General features: G+C 33.7%; 19 protein-coding genes and 1 pseudogene. 15 read left to right on the top strand and 5 right to left on the bottom strand.

Going from position 1 to position 15699, the window contains the following annotated elements; all coding sequences use genetic code 11:
* The first annotated feature begins 8 nt into the window (after positions 1-8).
* The 13 genes and pseudogenes from ACQH1X_RS03755 to ACQH1X_RS03695 all read left to right on the top strand — a co-directional run bounded on the left by ACQH1X_RS03755 (position 9) and on the right by ACQH1X_RS03695 (position 9074).
* On the top strand, positions 9-575 hold the full coding sequence (locus ACQH1X_RS03755) for a hypothetical protein (protein ID WP_425386586.1): 567 nt from the start codon (positions 9-11) through the stop codon (positions 573-575).
* Positions 576-629: 54 nt separating this feature from the next.
* A pseudogene (locus tag ACQH1X_RS03750) lies at positions 630-1771 on the top strand (phage tail sheath subtilisin-like domain-containing protein).
* Between the two features lie 19 nt (positions 1772-1790).
* A complete protein-coding gene (locus tag ACQH1X_RS03745) occupies positions 1791-2297 on the top strand; it encodes a phage major tail tube protein (protein ID WP_425386585.1) in 507 nt (168 codons plus the stop codon).
* Positions 2298-2373: 76 nt separating this feature from the next.
* Positions 2374-2595: a hypothetical protein gene (locus tag ACQH1X_RS03740; RefSeq protein WP_096617466.1), complete on the top strand. Its 222-nt coding sequence runs from the start codon at positions 2374-2376 to the stop codon at positions 2593-2595.
* A gap of 3 nt (positions 2596-2598) precedes the next feature.
* A complete protein-coding gene (locus tag ACQH1X_RS03735) occupies positions 2599-2889 on the top strand; it encodes a type II toxin-antitoxin system RelE family toxin (RefSeq protein WP_353273675.1) in 291 nt (96 codons plus the stop codon).
* Between the two features lie 134 nt (positions 2890-3023).
* On the top strand, positions 3024-3281 hold the full coding sequence (locus ACQH1X_RS03730) for a phage tail assembly protein (RefSeq protein ID WP_425386584.1): 258 nt from the start codon (positions 3024-3026) through the stop codon (positions 3279-3281).
* Between the two features lie 109 nt (positions 3282-3390).
* On the top strand, positions 3391-5676 hold the full coding sequence (locus tag ACQH1X_RS03725; protein ID WP_425386583.1) for a phage tail tape measure protein: 2286 nt from the start codon (positions 3391-3393) through the stop codon (positions 5674-5676).
* Entirely contained in the window at positions 5676-6014 is a 339-nt protein-coding gene (locus ACQH1X_RS03720; RefSeq protein ID WP_237350123.1) for a phage tail protein, read from the top strand. The genes ACQH1X_RS03725 and ACQH1X_RS03720 overlap by 1 nt, the downstream gene beginning before the upstream one ends.
* A 26-nt stretch (positions 6015-6040) precedes the next feature.
* Positions 6041-6220: a tail protein X gene (locus ACQH1X_RS03715; RefSeq protein WP_406833372.1), complete on the top strand. Its 180-nt coding sequence runs from the start codon at positions 6041-6043 to the stop codon at positions 6218-6220.
* Complete coding sequence (locus ACQH1X_RS03710; protein WP_425386582.1) at positions 6217-7182, top strand: phage late control D family protein; 966 nt, start codon at positions 6217-6219, stop codon at positions 7180-7182. Before ACQH1X_RS03715 ends, ACQH1X_RS03710 begins: the two co-directional genes overlap by 4 nt.
* A 46-nt stretch (positions 7183-7228) precedes the next feature.
* Positions 7229-7762 carry an ankyrin repeat domain-containing protein gene (locus ACQH1X_RS03705; protein ID WP_143689677.1) on the top strand — a complete coding sequence of 178 codons (534 nt, stop codon included), beginning with the start codon at positions 7229-7231 and terminating at the stop codon, positions 7760-7762.
* A 140-nt stretch (positions 7763-7902) separates the two neighbouring features.
* A complete protein-coding gene (locus ACQH1X_RS03700) occupies positions 7903-8130 on the top strand; it encodes a hypothetical protein (RefSeq protein ID WP_425386581.1) in 228 nt (75 codons plus the stop codon).
* 20 nt (positions 8131-8150) lie between these two features.
* A complete protein-coding gene (locus ACQH1X_RS03695; protein ID WP_425386580.1) occupies positions 8151-9074 on the top strand; it encodes a patatin-like phospholipase family protein in 924 nt (307 codons plus the stop codon).
* 92 nt (positions 9075-9166) lie between these two features.
* On the opposite strand, the gene wmk (ACQH1X_RS03690) is transcribed toward ACQH1X_RS03695, so the two are convergent.
* From wmk (ACQH1X_RS03690) to wmk (ACQH1X_RS03670), 5 genes are all read right to left on the bottom strand, one after another.
* The gene (gene wmk, locus ACQH1X_RS03690; protein ID WP_425386579.1) at positions 9167-10078 is read right to left on the bottom strand and encodes a WO male-killing family protein Wmk; all 912 of its coding nucleotides are present in this window, start codon (positions 10076-10078) and stop codon (positions 9167-9169) included.
* A gap of 25 nt (positions 10079-10103) precedes the next feature.
* On the bottom strand, positions 10104-11018 hold the full coding sequence (gene wmk, locus ACQH1X_RS03685; RefSeq protein ID WP_353288932.1) for a WO male-killing family protein Wmk: 915 nt from the start codon (positions 11016-11018) through the stop codon (positions 10104-10106).
* Between the two features lie 65 nt (positions 11019-11083).
* The gene (locus ACQH1X_RS03680; RefSeq protein WP_425386578.1) at positions 11084-12226 is read right to left on the bottom strand and encodes a hypothetical protein; all 1143 of its coding nucleotides are present in this window, start codon (positions 12224-12226) and stop codon (positions 11084-11086) included.
* 102 nt (positions 12227-12328) lie between these two features.
* Positions 12329-13003: a JAB domain-containing protein gene (locus ACQH1X_RS03675; RefSeq protein ID WP_425386577.1), complete on the bottom strand. Its 675-nt coding sequence runs from the start codon at positions 13001-13003 to the stop codon at positions 12329-12331.
* A gap of 171 nt (positions 13004-13174) precedes the next feature.
* A complete protein-coding gene (gene wmk, locus ACQH1X_RS03670; protein WP_425386576.1) occupies positions 13175-14086 on the bottom strand; it encodes a WO male-killing family protein Wmk in 912 nt (303 codons plus the stop codon).
* Between the two features lie 129 nt (positions 14087-14215).
* Between wmk (ACQH1X_RS03670) and ACQH1X_RS03665 the strand changes: the two genes are divergently transcribed.
* Positions 14216-15172 carry an Rpn family recombination-promoting nuclease/putative transposase gene (locus ACQH1X_RS03665; protein WP_425386575.1) on the top strand — a complete coding sequence of 319 codons (957 nt, stop codon included), beginning with the start codon at positions 14216-14218 and terminating at the stop codon, positions 15170-15172.
* Positions 15173-15694, top strand: coding sequence for a pyrimidine dimer DNA glycosylase/endonuclease V (locus tag ACQH1X_RS03660; RefSeq protein WP_425386574.1), 522 nt, complete (start codon positions 15173-15175; stop codon positions 15692-15694).
* Positions 15695-15699: the final 5 nt, after the last annotated feature.

Raw genomic sequence — 15699 nt, 5'->3', positions numbered from 1 at the left:
GAAAAATTGTGACTATTTACATTCGCTTTGAAAATAACAAACAAGTAGAAACAACAACGCTTGAAAGCAAGCCAACTGGGAATGATTGGTATGAAGCACCAAAGAATTTCAATTGGCAAAAGAGTTATCGTTTAATAGAAGGAGGAAAAATTGTTGAAAGGAGTAAAGAGGATATTGAGTTGGAATTATTGGAAAATGCGAAATTTTCTGCACTTGATAGTGTGCGTTTTTATTTTAATGACTGTACTCACAAATACGCAGGAGCTTCTCATCAGAAGTCTAAGTCGTATGAGATACAAGCGAAAGCCGCAGAGAACATTCTAGCAGCACCAGAATCTATAGACGAAAAAGATGCAGAAATCATAGAACCTTTAGCAAAAGTCCGTGATATCCCGGTTATTGAAATGGCAAGAATAATTCAGGAAAAAGCAAAAAGAGCGAAAAAAGCAATAATCAAATGTGAAGAGCTTGAAGATTTAGCCAAGAAGAAAATCAAGGAAATCAAAGATAAAGAAGAGTTGCAGAATTGTCTCAACGATTTTAAGCAAAAAATGCAAAAGGTTTTAGAAAGCTAAAAAAGAAACCTTTTCTCTATCCACTTTCTGAAATTCAACATTACAAGGAGAAAAATGACAGAACAGTTTTTACATGGGGTAAATGTTATAGAGGTTACCTCTGGATCAAGAACAGTACGCACAGCTAAATCATCAGTGATAGGTGTAATTGGTACTGCGCCTGATGCTGACGGGCAAAAGTTTCCACTCAATAGTCCAGTATTAATAGCAGGAAGCTTAAAAGAGGCAGCAAAACTTGGAAAAAGAGGAACTCTGCCTTCTGCAGTGAATGGAATATTTTCCCAGGTTGGTGCAACAGTAGTAGTGATTAGAGTTGAGGACAGTGATGAGGAAAGCAATGTAATTGGAGGAGTTGATGAAGAAACTGGGGAATATCAAGGGATTCAAGCATTCTTAAGCAGTGAAAGTATAGTCCATGTTGCCCCAAGAATACTAATTGCCCCTCAGTTTACTCATCAATTGCCTGGAGATGCTGGAAACCCAGTGGTTAGCGCTTTAATTCCTATAGCAGAAAAGCTAAGAGCAATAATAGTAGCAGATGGGCCAAATACCAATGATGAAGAAGCAATAAGATGGAGAAAAAGTGTAGGCAGTAGCAGAGTTTACGTAGTTGATCCATGGGTTAAAGTTTTTGAAGGGGAGGAAAAACCGCCAAGTCCATTTGTTGCTGGTTTAATAGCAAAAATAGATAGTGAACAAGGATTTTGGCATTCGCCTTCAAATCAAGAGATAAATGGTATTGTTGGGACAAGCAGAGCTATTGATTTTACCTTAGGTGATACAAGTTGTAGAGCAAACCACTTAAATGAAAATGAAGTAACAACGATAATCCACCAAAATGGCTACAAGCTCTGGGGAAACAGAACGTGTTCAGATGATCCAAAATGGGCTTTTTTGTCAGTAAGGCGTACTGCAGATCTAATCAATGATAGTCTACTTCGGGCTCATCTATGGGCAGTTGATCGAAATATCACCAAAACTTATATAGATGATGTGATTGAGGGGGTGAATTCTTATCTTGCCCATTTAAAAGCACAGGGGCAATTATCAGCGGAAAATGTTATGCAACTCCAGAGCTCAATACACCGGCAAATATTGCAAACGGCAAAGTGTATTTTGACTTTGAGTTTACACCACCATATCCAGCAGAACAGATTACTTTCCGTTCGCATCTCGTGAATAGCGAAATATTGTAAATTTTACAAAGGGGAAAAGATGTTACCAAAGATTTTAAAGAATTTCAATGTATTCGTTGATGGTAGAGGTTATGCAGGAAAAATAGATGAAGTAACCTTGCCAAAACTTACCATAAAAACAGAAGAATACCGAGCAGGAGGAATGGATATTCCAATAAGCATTGACATGGGAATGGAAAAACTTGAAGCAGATTTCACTTTTTCTGAATACGATACAGAGCTCTTTAGGCTTTTTGGCCTCATAGATGGGAATTCGGTTTCTCTGACGCTAAGAGGCGGATTACAAGGCAGTGGAAGTAATGATATTGAAGGAGTAATTATCAACCTTAGGGGAATATTCAGAGAATTTGATTTTGGCAGTTGGAAACCGGCTGAAAAAGCAACGCTGAAGTGTACCGTAGCTGCGCATTATTACAAACTTACTATCGGTGCTAGAGAACTTATCGAAATCGATGCTGAGAATATGATTCGCAAGGTTAATGGTGTTGATCAAATGGCCTTGCTACAAACGATTTTAGGAATCTGATGTAGTTTACATATTTTTTTATTGAAAAATTCAGAGAAATGTTGTATAATTATCGTGGTATATTTTGGTAAAACATATGGCAGATTCAAGAATTAGTATAACTTTTGATCCAAAAATTTCACATAATCTTATTAAATTAGCTGAAATCACCAAAGAATCCGTTCAAGAACTAGCAAAAAGGTTAGTTGTAGAAGGAATCGAGTGTGAGATAGATGAGATTGCAGTTGCTGACATTGTTAAGGAATGTACTGCTCCAGGTGCAGAAACAATCGATTATGAGGACTTCAAACGGGGGTAGAGTATCTACAAAATTGAGCTTTCAAAGAGGTACATTAAAGACTTTCCAGCTTTACCGGAAGAAATAAAATCTAACATTGAAGAAGCTATAGAAAAGGAGCTTAAGATTAACCCCAACAAAGCTGGTAAACCGTTACGTGGTAAATTACTAGGGTTTAGAAGGTTAAGTTTCGATAAATATCGTCTTATCTATCATGTGAATACTTCAAAACGCAAAGTACTTATCATCACAATAGGACATAGAGATAACATTTACAAGCAGACAGGATTGTTAAATCTACGATCAAAACTTTAAATATATTTTTTATTGAAAAAACTTAGAAAAAGGGACTTCAATAAAACACAAAGCTATAGACCATAATCATAATAAAAAAATTAGTTATGTAAAAGCCACGAAGACTTTTATTTAATTAACTTTTAGGGGGAAACATGACAACAGTAAAACTTGATAATCCAATAACAGTTGATGGTATTTCTATCTCAGAGCTTACCATTAGACGTCCAAAAGTGAGAGATTATCTAGCTATTGAGAGACTTAATGGTAGTGATCTAAGTAAGGAAGTAACTTTGACTACCAATTTGACATCAGTTGCAAAAGAAGCAATTGAAGAGTTAGATATTGCTGATTATGTGAAAATTCAAGAGGTATTAAAGGATTTTTTTTCACCGATTATCCAAAAAACTTGAGATTAGAAATACTAGTGCTTGGCTCTATCATAGGTGGTGGAGTTGAGCACATTCTTGATATGGAGATTAGTGAGTTTATTTTATGGAGCAAATTAGCTAGGGAGTTCAAATGTCAGTATTATCGATAAAAATAGGTGCAGTACTTGATGGCAGTTTTAATACTGTAATAAAGGGCAGTAGTAGTCAACTCTCTAATCTTGGTGAGAATATAAGAAAGCTTGATTCATCTTTAAAATCAGTATCAAAGTTTAAGCAATTGGGTAGTGATGTTTTAACTAGCAGGAGATCATGGAAGGGCTTTGAAGATCAAGTAAAATCTTTAGCTAAACAAATGAAAGCGGTAGAGAAACCAAGCAAAACTTTAAAAGCTGAGTTTGATAAAGCTAAGTTTTCTGCAACAAAAGCAAAAGAAGCATATTTGAAAAAGAGAGATGCTTTACATTCATTTAATGAAGAAGTAAGAAAAAGTGGAAGAAATATTAAGTCATTAGTAAGTGATCAATATAAACTTGGTTCTTCTATTGAAGTGCTAAAAGGTAAGTATGGTAAGCTTGGGTCTGCAATACGTAGTCACCAAAGTTTTTTAGCAAGCAAAGCACATTTTAAGTCACAAATTATAGAGACTATTGGGCTAGGGCTAACGCTTGCAGCGCCAATTAAAGTTGCTGTTGATTTTGAATCGGCTATGGCTGATGTAAAGAAAGTAGTAAGGTTTGATAGTAAAAAAGATGAAGCTAATAAATTTGCTCAAGAGCTCAAAAAGTTGTCTCGTGAAATACCCTTGTCAGCTGCAGAATTAGCACAAATAGCTGCAAGTGGTGGTCAACTTGGTATTGAAAAAGAGGATCTTCTGGAATTTACAACAATAGTTGCTAAAATGACCACAGCGTTTGATATGTCGGCAGAAGAAGCTGGTAATGCTATTGCAAAAATATCCAATGTATATGGAATTAAAGTTGATGGTATGGAAAATGTAGGTAACATAATAAACCATCTTTCAGATAATACTGCTGCTAAAGCAAAAGAAATGGTTCTTACACTGAATAGAATTGGCGGTAATGCTAAACAATTTGGTTTAGAAATTGATCAAGCAAGTAGCTTAGCAAGTGCGTTCATAAGTTTAGGTAAACAACCTGAAAAAGCAGCAACTGCTATAAATAACTTTCTTAGTAAACTACAGACCGCAAGAGAGCAAAGTCCCGAATTTCACGATGCATTAGATGAGATGGGAACAAGTATAGAAGAGCTAGAACAAACTATTAAAAAAAATCCTCAAGAGGCAATATTGCAATTCCTTGAAACCTTAAAAAAAATAAATGATCAAGAGCGAGCTGGTATTCTTATGAATCTATTTGGTGCTGGGTTTCAAGATGACATTGCTCTTTTAGTAGGAAGCTTAGACATTTACAAGAAAGCTATTGAACATTTAGCTGATAAAGAAAAATATAACGCTTCAATGCAGGACGAATTTAACAATCGGGCAAATACTACAGCTAATAAATTACAATTACTTAAAAATGCAGTATTTGAAGCTGGTATGAATCTAGGGTCAGTAATGTTGCCTACTTTAAATTATGTAGCTGGAAGTTTGAAAGCAATAACAGAGCGTATAGCTTCTTTTGCAGAAAAATATCCAACTTTAACTACGGCAATCATGAGTACTTTAGCAGCTTTGATAAGTTTGAAAGTCTTAGTAGTGGGATTAGGCTATGGAATTACTTTATTAGGAAGTACAATTTTTGGTCTTAAAGCAACAATACTGACAACATTTTCATCTTTATCAAGTATAGTTTTTCCTGCAGTAATAACAGGGCTAAGAGCAATAACACTCGCTGTAATGACTAACCCAATTGGACTTTTAATAGCGAGTCTTGTTGCTGGTGCAGTTTATGTTCTAACTAACTGGCAAAAAGTGAAAGACTTTTTCTCTAGCTTTTGGAAATCACTCATTGAACCTATAGGAAAAGCTTTTTCATGGATGGGAAATACAGTTAGTAGCATATTTGCTGAGAATAGCCCGATTAGAAAATTTGAAAATAATGGAAATTTTGTTAATAAGCTTTCTAAAAATAGCATTTTCAGTAACGGAAACCCATTGACAAGTAATAGTGCTATTAAACAATTTTCAGAAAATAGTAAAGGCAATTTTGAGAGTTTTAAAGTTAAAGGTGTTATAGAAGAAAAAAGAGCTATAGAACAAGAAGAAGTTAAGAAAGCATTCAAGAAAAGTAGATGTGAAAATAGCGAATCGAAAGTATATAACCAAGCATTCTATCAAACGTTTAATATCAACATTAAATCTGAAGATGTGCGCAGTGTTGCTGATGCAGTAATAGAACGATTTAGAGAACAAGCACGTGGGGCACTTTTTGATATAGTTGAAGAGTTACATTGATGTTGCTTGGAAAATGTAAGCTTGAACCAATAAGCCTAAGATACAGTAAAGAAAAAAGGTGGTATACAATTGAATGTATTGAAAAAACGTTGCTACAAAACATTGGCTCAGGAATTGAATGTATTGATCTGACAGGAGTGATTTATCCACGTTATCAGAGTAATGGCTTAGAACAGCTAAAAAATATACGTGATACTCAAGTTCTAGTTGATAATTCAGGAAATGTGCTTGGAAATTTTGTCATTACTAATGTAGAAGAAAAACAGATATTATTTTTTCCTGATGGAAAACCAAGAAAAATTGAGTTTATTTTGAAGTTAAAAAGTTACAATAAATGATTTATTATTACACCAAAGAAAACGAAATGTTAGATTTGATTTGCTGGAAACATTATGGATACAGTAGTGGAGCAGTGGAGGAAATATTGCTTGAAAATCCAGGCCTTGCAAAATACGGAAGCTTTTTGCCCGCTGGATTAAAAATTAAGCTTCCTAAAATTCAGAGAATATTGAAAGAATCTGTTATAAATATTTTAGATGAATGACACCAGATTTTGATATAGTAGCAAAAAATAACCCAGTAACAGAGGTTTTAAAAAAGAGTTTAATATCACTACGTGTCACTGATGGATCAGGTACTACAAGTGACGAAGCTGAGATATGTATTAATTATAGCTCTAGCGCTTTAGAACTTAAGGGTAATTTACAGGTTTTTCTAGGATATAAAGAAACAGGTTTATTACCTATGGGGGTATATAAGGCAAATCAAATTACAATACAAAGTCCACCACAAACTTTAAGAATAAAATGTGACGCTGCAAGTTTAAGAGGATCATTAAAGGAAAGGAAATCAAAGGAATGGAAAGACATTACCTTGGGAGATTTGATTAAAGAAATAGCACAAGAACATGGGTATGAAGGTAAAGTCGCTGAAAGATTTGAAAATATATTTATACCACATACCATTCAAGCAGAAGAAAGCGACATGAGTTTTTTGGAAGGATTAGGCAAAAAATATGATGCACTAGTAAAACCAGCAGGAGGATATATAATTTTTATTCCGAAGGGAGAAGCAAGATCAGCGACTGGAAAGATGTTAGGTACAACAGTATTGACACCTAAAGATATTATAAATTGGGAGGTAAATTTTAATGTGCGTAACAAATATGGATCTGTTATTGCAAAATGGCACAGTTATGAAAAGGGAGAAACTATAGAAGAGAAAGTGGGAAATGAGGGTCCAAGTTATACCCTGCAAACGCTTTACTCTACCGCAGAATCAGCAATTAGTGCAGCAGCAGCCAAGTTAAAACAACTAAAACGTAGTACATCAAATTTAAATGTAACTGTTCCTGGTAATCCAGAATTATTTGCAGAAGCTAAGATCAGCCTTTCAGGATTTTGTCAGGAAATTGAAGGTGAATGGGTAATTAGCAAGGCAGAACATATTCTAAATAATAGAGGATATCAAACTATAGTAGAGGCAACAGTGAGCAAAGCTGTTTAAGTGAAACTTAAGCAAATGGTCATTTAATTCTAAAAAAATGTTAGACATGAACAAAATAAGTAAGAACATAAAGAATAAGATAAATTTTCTATGGCTGATGATAACAGTTATATGTGTTGTCGTTACATGTTGTTATACAAAGAGTAAAGCTGTGAGTAATTATAAAACAGTACTACAAATTGCTTCTGAAAATTGTAACTTAGAGGTTGTAAAATTTTTGGTAGAAAATCTATTAGATGTTAATGTGCAGGTTCCTAAATTAACAGCATTACATTATGCTTCAGAGGTAGATTGTTTAGAAGTCGTGAAGTTTCTAGTACAAAAAGGAGCTGATGTAAGTGCTTCTGACGGATACGAGCGATGGACACCGCTGCATTATGCTGCAGATCAAGGACGTTTGGAAATTGTTAAATTTTTATTAGACAAAGGAGCAGATCCTAGTGCTGTAGCTAAAGATGGAAGAACACCTAGAAGCATGGCTGTAATATCAGAAGAACGTAATAAAGATAAAAACAAGCAATACAGAGAAGTAATAAAACTACTTTCCAATGCAGAAGGCTCGCTCAAAAATAGCAAATAATATCAAAGATATATTGGAGTCATAAGGATCTGCAGAAGAGTAATACGAATTCAAATAGTGACTACCACAGCAAAATATAGAAACTGAACATATTTCTTTTTTACCAGTAATTTGCAGTTATTTTACAACCAGTACAAAATATGCTAAACCAAAAAATCCCAATTACAGTAATTATTACCATATTAATCCAAACCGTAGCATTGATATGGTGGTTATCCAAGTTAGACTCAAGGGTACAATTTCACGATAAACTTATTGAATATGGTTTAATGGAAAAAGTGTTAGTACTTGAGGAAAGGGTAAAAAATCTTTCTGAAGAATTAGATGAGTTTAAATTGCAGGTTTTAAGCGGAAAAATTAAATCTTAATACCTTTACCTAAACTTACAATGATTAAATACATTTTATCCGTTGATGGAGGTGGTATTAGAGGCATCATACCAGCCATTATTCTAGCAGAAATAGAGCAAAGGACAAGGAAACCGATAGCTGAAATCTTTGATCTTATGGCAGGGACCTCAACCGGTGGAATTGTTATAGCAGGATTATGTAAAAAAGATAAACAAGGAAACCCTCAATATTCAGCCAATGATTTAGTCGAGCTTTACCAAAAATACGGGTCATATATTTTTAAATCTTCATTTTTGAGAAGATCAATATTTTCTTGGCTTAATTGCGCACAATACCCACATAAAAATATTGAATTTGTACTGGATAAATATTTTGGTGATGATACTTTACAAAACACCTTAAATAATGTACTGATTGCAAGTTACGATGTTCACAATAATTGCCCTTTCTTTTTTAAGAGCTGGAGAGAAGATAGAAATTTTATCAAATTGAAAGATGCATTACGAGCTACAACTGCAGCACCTACTTACTTTGCACCTAAATATTTAAAAGTCAACCAAAAGGAAATGGTATTAGTGGATGGAGGGGTTTTTGCCAATAATCCTGCGGCTTGCGCATATGCAAGTGGTAAGAGGTTATTTCCAAATGATGATATTGTATTGTTATCGATAGGTACTGGAAGAACAGATAGAAGCATAGCTAATTCAAGGAGATTTGGAAAAATAGGATGGATCAAGCCACTACTACATGTGATGTTTGCTTCAAGTTTAGATGCAGTAAATTATCAGTTGGATCAAGTTATAGGTGATAAATATATACGAATACAATCGCAATTAAAAATAGCATCACCTGACATGGATAATATTACATCAAAAAATATCAAATCTCTTCAGCAAGAAGCAAAGGCAATGATAGAGGAAAATCAAAAAGTAGTCGATAAATTCTGTGATGTTTTATCTTGATACGTAGAAATGCCAAAAAAATTCTGCAGAGCTAAATAAGGGTTTAGAATAGATAATATATTAACTACTTTTACTTATATCTTAAACACAATTCAATTTTCACACTCATCAACAGTTAGGCCACTTGCTCGCAAAATAACATCAGTAGAAACACCCGCCTTCACTAGATTTTTTGCAACCCTGATTTTCTCTGCTTTTTTAACTTTTTCCTTGCCACTTTTCATATCTTCAGATAGAGATTTGACTAATGCATCTAATGATTCTTGTTCTCTGTACTCATCCATTAAACTCAATAGCTTTTTGCTTTCTCTTGTTTTAGGTAGCAGAACTTTAATATTCACTGATAATCCTTCTGCTATTTGATATAATTTATCAAATGATATGGCAGTGTATCCTATTTCATACTCGTGTATTTCCTTGAGTGTTACACCAACTTTATCCGCCAAATCTTTTTGAGTGTATCTCCTTATCAATCTCCATTTTCTTATTCTTTGTCCTATTCTGTAATATATAGAATCAGTGCAGATTTCTCTCTCTGTACTATCATACTCGTAAATAGATAAACCCGTTGCCTGGGAAATTATGTCAACTGACACTCCTTCTTTAACTAGATTTTTTGCTACTTCTAATCTTGCCTCCTCTTGATTGATTTTCTCGCTAATATGAACAAACCTGATTAATGAAGGTACTATTTTGCCTAACTTTTGATTCTCATATATTTTTGTTAGATAGAGTATTTCTTCGTCTTCATCTTCATACTCTCTTACTGTTATTGGTTTAGGTAATAGATCTACAACATTAACTGACAGTACTCTTGCTATTACATATAGTACTTCAATCGTAATAGGAATATACCCATTTTCATAATTGGTTACTTCTTTATATGCTAATCCGATTTTACTTGCTAACTCTGCTTGAGTACACCTTTGCATTAATCTACAATCTTCTATTTTTTGCCCTATTTTATAACTTATAGAACTAATATCTCTTACAGAAACAAACATATATACCTTACTTAGAAATAAATTTTCATGCAATTTGATCAGCGGATAAACCAACTATTTGCAAAATAATATCAATAGAAATTCCCCCTTTTACTAAATCCTTTGCAACTTTAATCCTTTCTATCTCTCTCACTTTCTCCTCACAAATACGTATTCCCTCAAACAGAGATTTTATTAGTGCATTACGTAGTTCTTGGCTCTCAATTTCTTTGTATTCTTTAATCAAATCAGGTAGCTCATTTTTCACTTTACTCCCTTCCTCTATTAGTAGATCCGTAATATTAATCGATAATGCTTCTGCCATTTCATATAATTTATCAAGTGGAACAGCAGTCCTTCCTTGCTCATAGTTACTTATTTCATCACGTGTTGTAGTCATTTTCTCTGCTAAATCCTTTTGAGTGCACTCTCTTACCAGTCTCCATTCCTTTATCTTTTTCCCTATTTTGTAGTAGATAGAACCTATTTTTTCTTCAACACATTCATCAGCAGAGAGACCAATTGCTTGTGAAACAATATCAACAGAAACTCCTGCTTTAACCAGACCCTTTGCAATTTTTATTTTCTCTGCTTTTTTACTACTTTTCTCACTAATTTGAACAAACTTGGTTAGTAAACAAAATATCTTACGTAACTCTTGATCATTAATCTTTTTATATTCTCTTACTAGATCTAATATTTCCTCTCCCTTATCTTCAAAACAGATTTTTTCATTTGATACAGGAATGAGATCCGTAATACTGATTGATAGTGCCTCAGCTATAGCATATAACCTTTCAATTGGAACTCTACGATTCCCTTTCTCATATTGCAGTATTACCCAATACTTTACACCAATTTTCTCAGCTAAATCCTTCTGAGTATACCCTCGCTCTAACCTCCAACTTTTCAATTTTTGCCCTACTTCATAGTCTAGACTTTTTTCCACGCAAAAAACCATATATATAATATTTTCTACTATAGCTCAAAGGCTCCAGTAAACTCTGGAACCTTAAAATAAATGAATTAAAGTTCCCTAAAGGTTTCTTTACTACCTCCAAATACCCTATTTACCCATGAAGACAATACTTCATCATTGCTAATCTCTTTTATAGCATACTTTTCACTCCATATGCCACATCTAGTGAAACTACCTCTCTCTACTGCTTCTTTAAGTTTTACTCCCCCAAAGAGGCAATTTTTTCCTATTTCTTCGCCTCTTTTTTGTAACTCAGCCCACATTTCCTTGTTTTCTACTCTGACTTGTACTTGATCATATTTTTTTACATCGTGGTACAATATAACATTTAGCTTACCAATGCTTGTAGGAAATTCTAATACAAAAGAGCCTCCATCTGATACATCAACGTAATTTCTTGCACCTCCCTTCTCGCTTTTAACCTCAACTGCATCATTACCAATTTTTAAAATATTACTTCCTAACTTTCTGTTTGTTTCCAGTATTTTGGCTACCTCTACCTTACTATCATCAGAAAATTCTATATACGATGTTGTATTGTCTATCTCGATATCTATTAATTCTCCTTCTTGAACAGCACTTTCGCCAGCCTTCTCTAGTTCTTCTAGCTGCCTATCTATCTGTGGCTGAACTTCTGGCTGTAGCTCATTATAGATTTCACCTATCAGTTTATTCTGTAGTAGAGTATCATGAAACTCTGCACCACTTAGCATTAGTTTACGTATTAGCTTTTTTCGATCACTTTTTTCTAATCTGTGAAAGTGTGTACCCAATACTACATACTCTGCAATACTCCATTCGCCATCATTACATGCATTTAGCCTTGCTCCAGATGCTAATACTTGGTCTATATTTTTGTGTAATTCATTTACGCTTTTTGCCTCTACTATCGCACTCTTAAACCAGCTCAACTTTTCACTTTCACCTCTACTTGGCTTTATTTTTTGCAAGGCAGAGGTAAATGGATTTTTATCTTCTTGATCACTTATAGGTTTTGTGCCATATATATAATCAAGTCCCTTTCCGTAGTTGATTTGAATGTTTCTGCTAGGGGAAGTCTCCCGGTTTATCTCCTTCTGGTTATTAGTTTTACTCACAAATTTAGACTGCTCTATATCAACGCTTTCAAGAGCACCAAATATTTTCTTGTGATTAACATTAGTCTTTTTATTCTGATCTTTACTCGTCATATAACCCCCATATTAAAAATACTTTCTAAATATACAAATCTTAATTTATACATTCTATTACTCATTATAAATTATAGTGAGTAGATTTGCAAATACTTTCTGCTATAACAATCCGTTTTCTCTAAAGCTAAAATAGCCTGCACTTGTGATAATAATGTGATCAAACAATCTAACACTTACAGTACTACACGCTGCTGCTAAGCTCTTCGTTACTGCTTGATCCTCTTCTGACGGCTCTAAGCTCCCACCTGGATGGTTGTGTGACATTATTATTGATGTTGCATTTTTTATTAATGCCTTTCTTGTAATCTCCTTTATGTATACTGGTGCTTTTTCCATTTCACCAATATAGGATTCTTCTCCAATTAGTTGGCGTCTTCTATTCAAATACAATATTTTTACACATTCCCTTTCTGAGTGACCTATACTTACATTTAAGTACTCTACTAGCCCTTGCAAGTCCATTATTGGCTCACTCTTAAGCTTTTCTCTCAGTACCCTTTCTAGTGTTTCCTTAACGCACATAATCATTGCTACTGCAGAATCAGTTACTCCTTCTATAACTTTCAGGTCGTCCATTTCTCGGCCTAAAATCCTTCCTACTCCTGTATAGGTATTCACCAGATTTTTAGCAATTTCTTGAGCTTGCGGCCTTTCATGTACTGCACTTAAAAATGTTTCCATTATTTCACGATCAAGTAGTGCTTTACCTTTGCTTTCTAATATTCTGAATTCTATTTCTTCTCTACGATCTCTACTACTTTTCTTATTATTCATAAAAATTACCCTTCACTAATAACAAAATGTTTTTATATATTTACTGCTGTTTTTTTGTCAGCATTGGCATAGAGCCATAGCTTTTGAGTGAAGTCAAATCAATTTTTAAATCTTTTTTGCTTATTTTTTCATCAAAAAGTAAAGATATTAATAGATACTGATTTTTTTATTTTAAACTTGTTGAATTTCGTCCAAAGAGATGTCTACTATTTTTAAAATAATATTGATAGAAATCCCTTCTTTAACTAAATTCTTTGCAATTTTCATCTTTTCTACTTTCTTCACCTTCTCTTTGCAAACTTGTATGCTTTCAAACAGAGATTTTATTAGTACATGACGTAGTTCTTGGCTTTCAATCTTTTTGTATTCTTTTATTAAATCAGGTACCACTTTATCATCTGCATCTTCTGTTAGCTCAAGTAGGTCCATAATATTAATCGATAATGCCTTTGCTATCTCATATACTTTATCAAGTGGAACAGCAACCCTTCCTTGCTCATAGTTACTTATTTCGTCACGTGTTGTACTCATTTTTTCTGCTAAATCCTTCTGAGTATATTCCCGCACTAGTCTCCATTCTTTTATCTTTTTTCCTATTTTGTAGTATATAGAACCTGTTTTTTCTTCAACACATTCATCAGCAGACAAACCAATTATTTTTGAAACAGTATCAACAGAAACTCCTGCTTTAACCAGACCTTTTGCAATTTTTATTCTCTCTGTTTTTTTACTACTTTTCTCACTAACTTGAACAAATTTGGTTAGTAAACAAAACATTCTACGTAACTCCTGATCATTAATCTTTTTATATTCTCTTACTAGATTTAATATCTCCTCTCCCTTATCTTCAAAACAGATTTTTTCATTTGATACAGGAATAAGATCCGTAATATTAATTGATAACACCTTTGCTATAGCACACAACTTTTCAATCGAAATTTTTCGTGTTCCTTTTTCATATTGTAGTACTATTTGATACGTTACACCGATTTTTTTTGCTAAATCTTTTTGAGTATATCCTCGCTTTAATCTCCAGCTCCTTACTTTTTGTGCTATTTTGTACCTTATTGAGATATTTGCCATAAATATTATACAGGTTAATACTACCAAATAAAGATATACAAAAGGGATACTTCTTTCTATGTTTGAATTTTAGTTGAATATTTCTTCACAATTGTGTATAATTATTAATGCTTTTTATCTTACTTTCTCATGGCTCTTTCTAAGTTTCTCGATCCAAAAAATGATATATCGTTCAAGCGCATCTTTGGCACTGAAAAAAATAAAGATATCCTTATTCACTTTCTTAATGATATTCTCGGCTTTGCTGGAAAAAACGCAATACAGGATATAGAGTTTTTAAGTACTATTCAAGACCCTGATATTGCTTCTAAAAAACAAAGCATTGTTGATGTTCTTTGTAGAGATGAAAATGGGCTGCAAGTCATAGTTGAAATGCAGGTCGCTAAAACTAAGGGCTTTGAAAAACGTGCACAATACTATGCTGCTAAAGCTTACTCAAGACAGTCTGATAAAGGTGATCAATACCATGACCTTAAGGAAATTATCTTTATTGCTATAGCAGATTGTATTTTATTCCCTGATAAGTCTGAGTACAAATCAAAGCATACTATTCGCGATGAAGATACTAATGAACATGATCTAAAAGATTTTTACTTTATATTTATTGAGTTGCCTAAATTTCCAAAAACCAAAGAAGATCAGCTTTCAAGTATAGTTGAAAAATGGGTCTACTTCTTTAGATATGCAGACGAAACTAGTGAAGAAGAGCTAGAGAGAATAATAGGAAGTGATCTAATAATTAAAAGAGCATATGAAGAACTAAATAGGTTCAACTGGTCAGAAAAAGAATTTATTGCCTATGAACAAGAAATTAAGCGTATTCTTGATGAAAAGGCTATCCTTGCTCAAAAACTCGATGATGCTACTCACAAAGGTAGACAAGAAGGTAGACAAGAAGGCATCAAAATTGGCAAAGAAAAAGGTAGAGCTGAAGGCATTAAAATTGGTGAAGAGAAGGGTGAAAAGCAAGCTAAAATAGCAGTTGCAAAGAATCTACTCAAAGCGGGGGTTTCTATCGATGTCATAGTTCAAACTACTGGTCTTACTGCTGATGAAGTTAAAGGCCTACTATCTCTAGATGCTTAGATGAATATCTTTGTATTAGACGAAAATCCTATAACTGCAGCACAAATGTTATGCGATAAGCACATAGTGAAAATGCCCTTAGAAACTGCTCAATTACTTAGTAGTGTTTTTTCAATTGCATTAAAAGCGCAAAATCCTTTGGTTAGCATTATAGACCAGAGTGTGGAAGTTCCATATAAACTTACTCACAAAAACCATCCTTGTTCTTTATGGGCTAGACAATCAAAAGGAAACTTTAACTGGTTGATAAAGCACGGAAAAGAATTGTGTATAGAGTATAGCTTGCGATACAAAAGGACTCATAAATCCGAAAAAGTCATAGATTGGTGTGATAACAACAAGGATTTGCTAATTTTTCAATCAGCTGATATACAAGCTTTTACACAAGCGTTACCTGATCGATATAAACGTAGTAATCCGATAGAAACCTATAGAGAATATTATCTAAAAGAAAAGATGAGGTTTGCTAAGTGGGAAAAAGGTAGAGAAGCACAAGATTGGTTACTAGACAGAATACTATAGTCTGA

It is taken from the genome of Wolbachia endosymbiont (group A) of Barypeithes pellucidus (assembly GCF_964030885.1).
Lineage (GTDB): Bacteria > Pseudomonadota > Alphaproteobacteria > Rickettsiales > Anaplasmataceae > Wolbachia.
The sequence above is the reverse complement of the archived record's forward strand: the minus strand, read 5'-3'. Positions and strand labels throughout refer to the sequence as shown.

What these genes read in the sequence shown, in the direction of transcription:
- ACQH1X_RS03705 (WP_143689677.1), top strand. Translation starts at nt 7,229, where the DNA reads ATGAACAAAATAAGTAAGAACATAAAGAATAAGATAAATTTTCTATGG.
- ACQH1X_RS03725 (WP_425386583.1), top strand. Translation starts at nt 3,391, where the DNA reads ATGTCAGTATTATCGATAAAAATAGGTGCAGTACTTGATGGCAGTTTT.
- ACQH1X_RS03700 (WP_425386581.1), top strand. Translation starts at nt 7,903, where the DNA reads ATGCTAAACCAAAAAATCCCAATTACAGTAATTATTACCATATTAATC.
- ACQH1X_RS03710 (WP_425386582.1), top strand. Translation starts at nt 6,217, where the DNA reads ATGACACCAGATTTTGATATAGTAGCAAAAAATAACCCAGTAACAGAG.
- ACQH1X_RS03665 (WP_425386575.1), top strand. Translation starts at nt 14,216, where the DNA reads ATGGCTCTTTCTAAGTTTCTCGATCCAAAAAATGATATATCGTTCAAG.
- wmk (WP_353288932.1), bottom strand. Translation starts at nt 11,018, where the DNA reads ATGGTTTTTTGCGTGGAAAAAAGTCTAGACTATGAAGTAGGGCAAAAA.
- ACQH1X_RS03675 (WP_425386577.1), bottom strand. Translation starts at nt 13,003, where the DNA reads ATGAATAATAAGAAAAGTAGTAGAGATCGTAGAGAAGAAATAGAATTC.
- ACQH1X_RS03730 (WP_425386584.1), top strand. Translation starts at nt 3,024, where the DNA reads ATGACAACAGTAAAACTTGATAATCCAATAACAGTTGATGGTATTTCT.
- ACQH1X_RS03695 (WP_425386580.1), top strand. Translation starts at nt 8,151, where the DNA reads ATGATTAAATACATTTTATCCGTTGATGGAGGTGGTATTAGAGGCATC.
- ACQH1X_RS03680 (WP_425386578.1), bottom strand. Translation starts at nt 12,226, where the DNA reads ATGACGAGTAAAGATCAGAATAAAAAGACTAATGTTAATCACAAGAAA.
- wmk (WP_425386576.1), bottom strand. Translation starts at nt 14,086, where the DNA reads ATGGCAAATATCTCAATAAGGTACAAAATAGCACAAAAAGTAAGGAGC.
- wmk (WP_425386579.1), bottom strand. Translation starts at nt 10,078, where the DNA reads ATGTTTGTTTCTGTAAGAGATATTAGTTCTATAAGTTATAAAATAGGG.
- ACQH1X_RS03720 (WP_237350123.1), top strand. Translation starts at nt 5,676, where the DNA reads ATGTTGCTTGGAAAATGTAAGCTTGAACCAATAAGCCTAAGATACAGT.
- ACQH1X_RS03660 (WP_425386574.1), top strand. Translation starts at nt 15,173, where the DNA reads ATGAATATCTTTGTATTAGACGAAAATCCTATAACTGCAGCACAAATG.
- ACQH1X_RS03745 (WP_425386585.1), top strand. Translation starts at nt 1,791, where the DNA reads ATGTTACCAAAGATTTTAAAGAATTTCAATGTATTCGTTGATGGTAGA.
- ACQH1X_RS03740 (WP_096617466.1), top strand. Translation starts at nt 2,374, where the DNA reads ATGGCAGATTCAAGAATTAGTATAACTTTTGATCCAAAAATTTCACAT.
- ACQH1X_RS03715 (WP_406833372.1), top strand. Translation starts at nt 6,041, where the DNA reads ATGTTAGATTTGATTTGCTGGAAACATTATGGATACAGTAGTGGAGCA.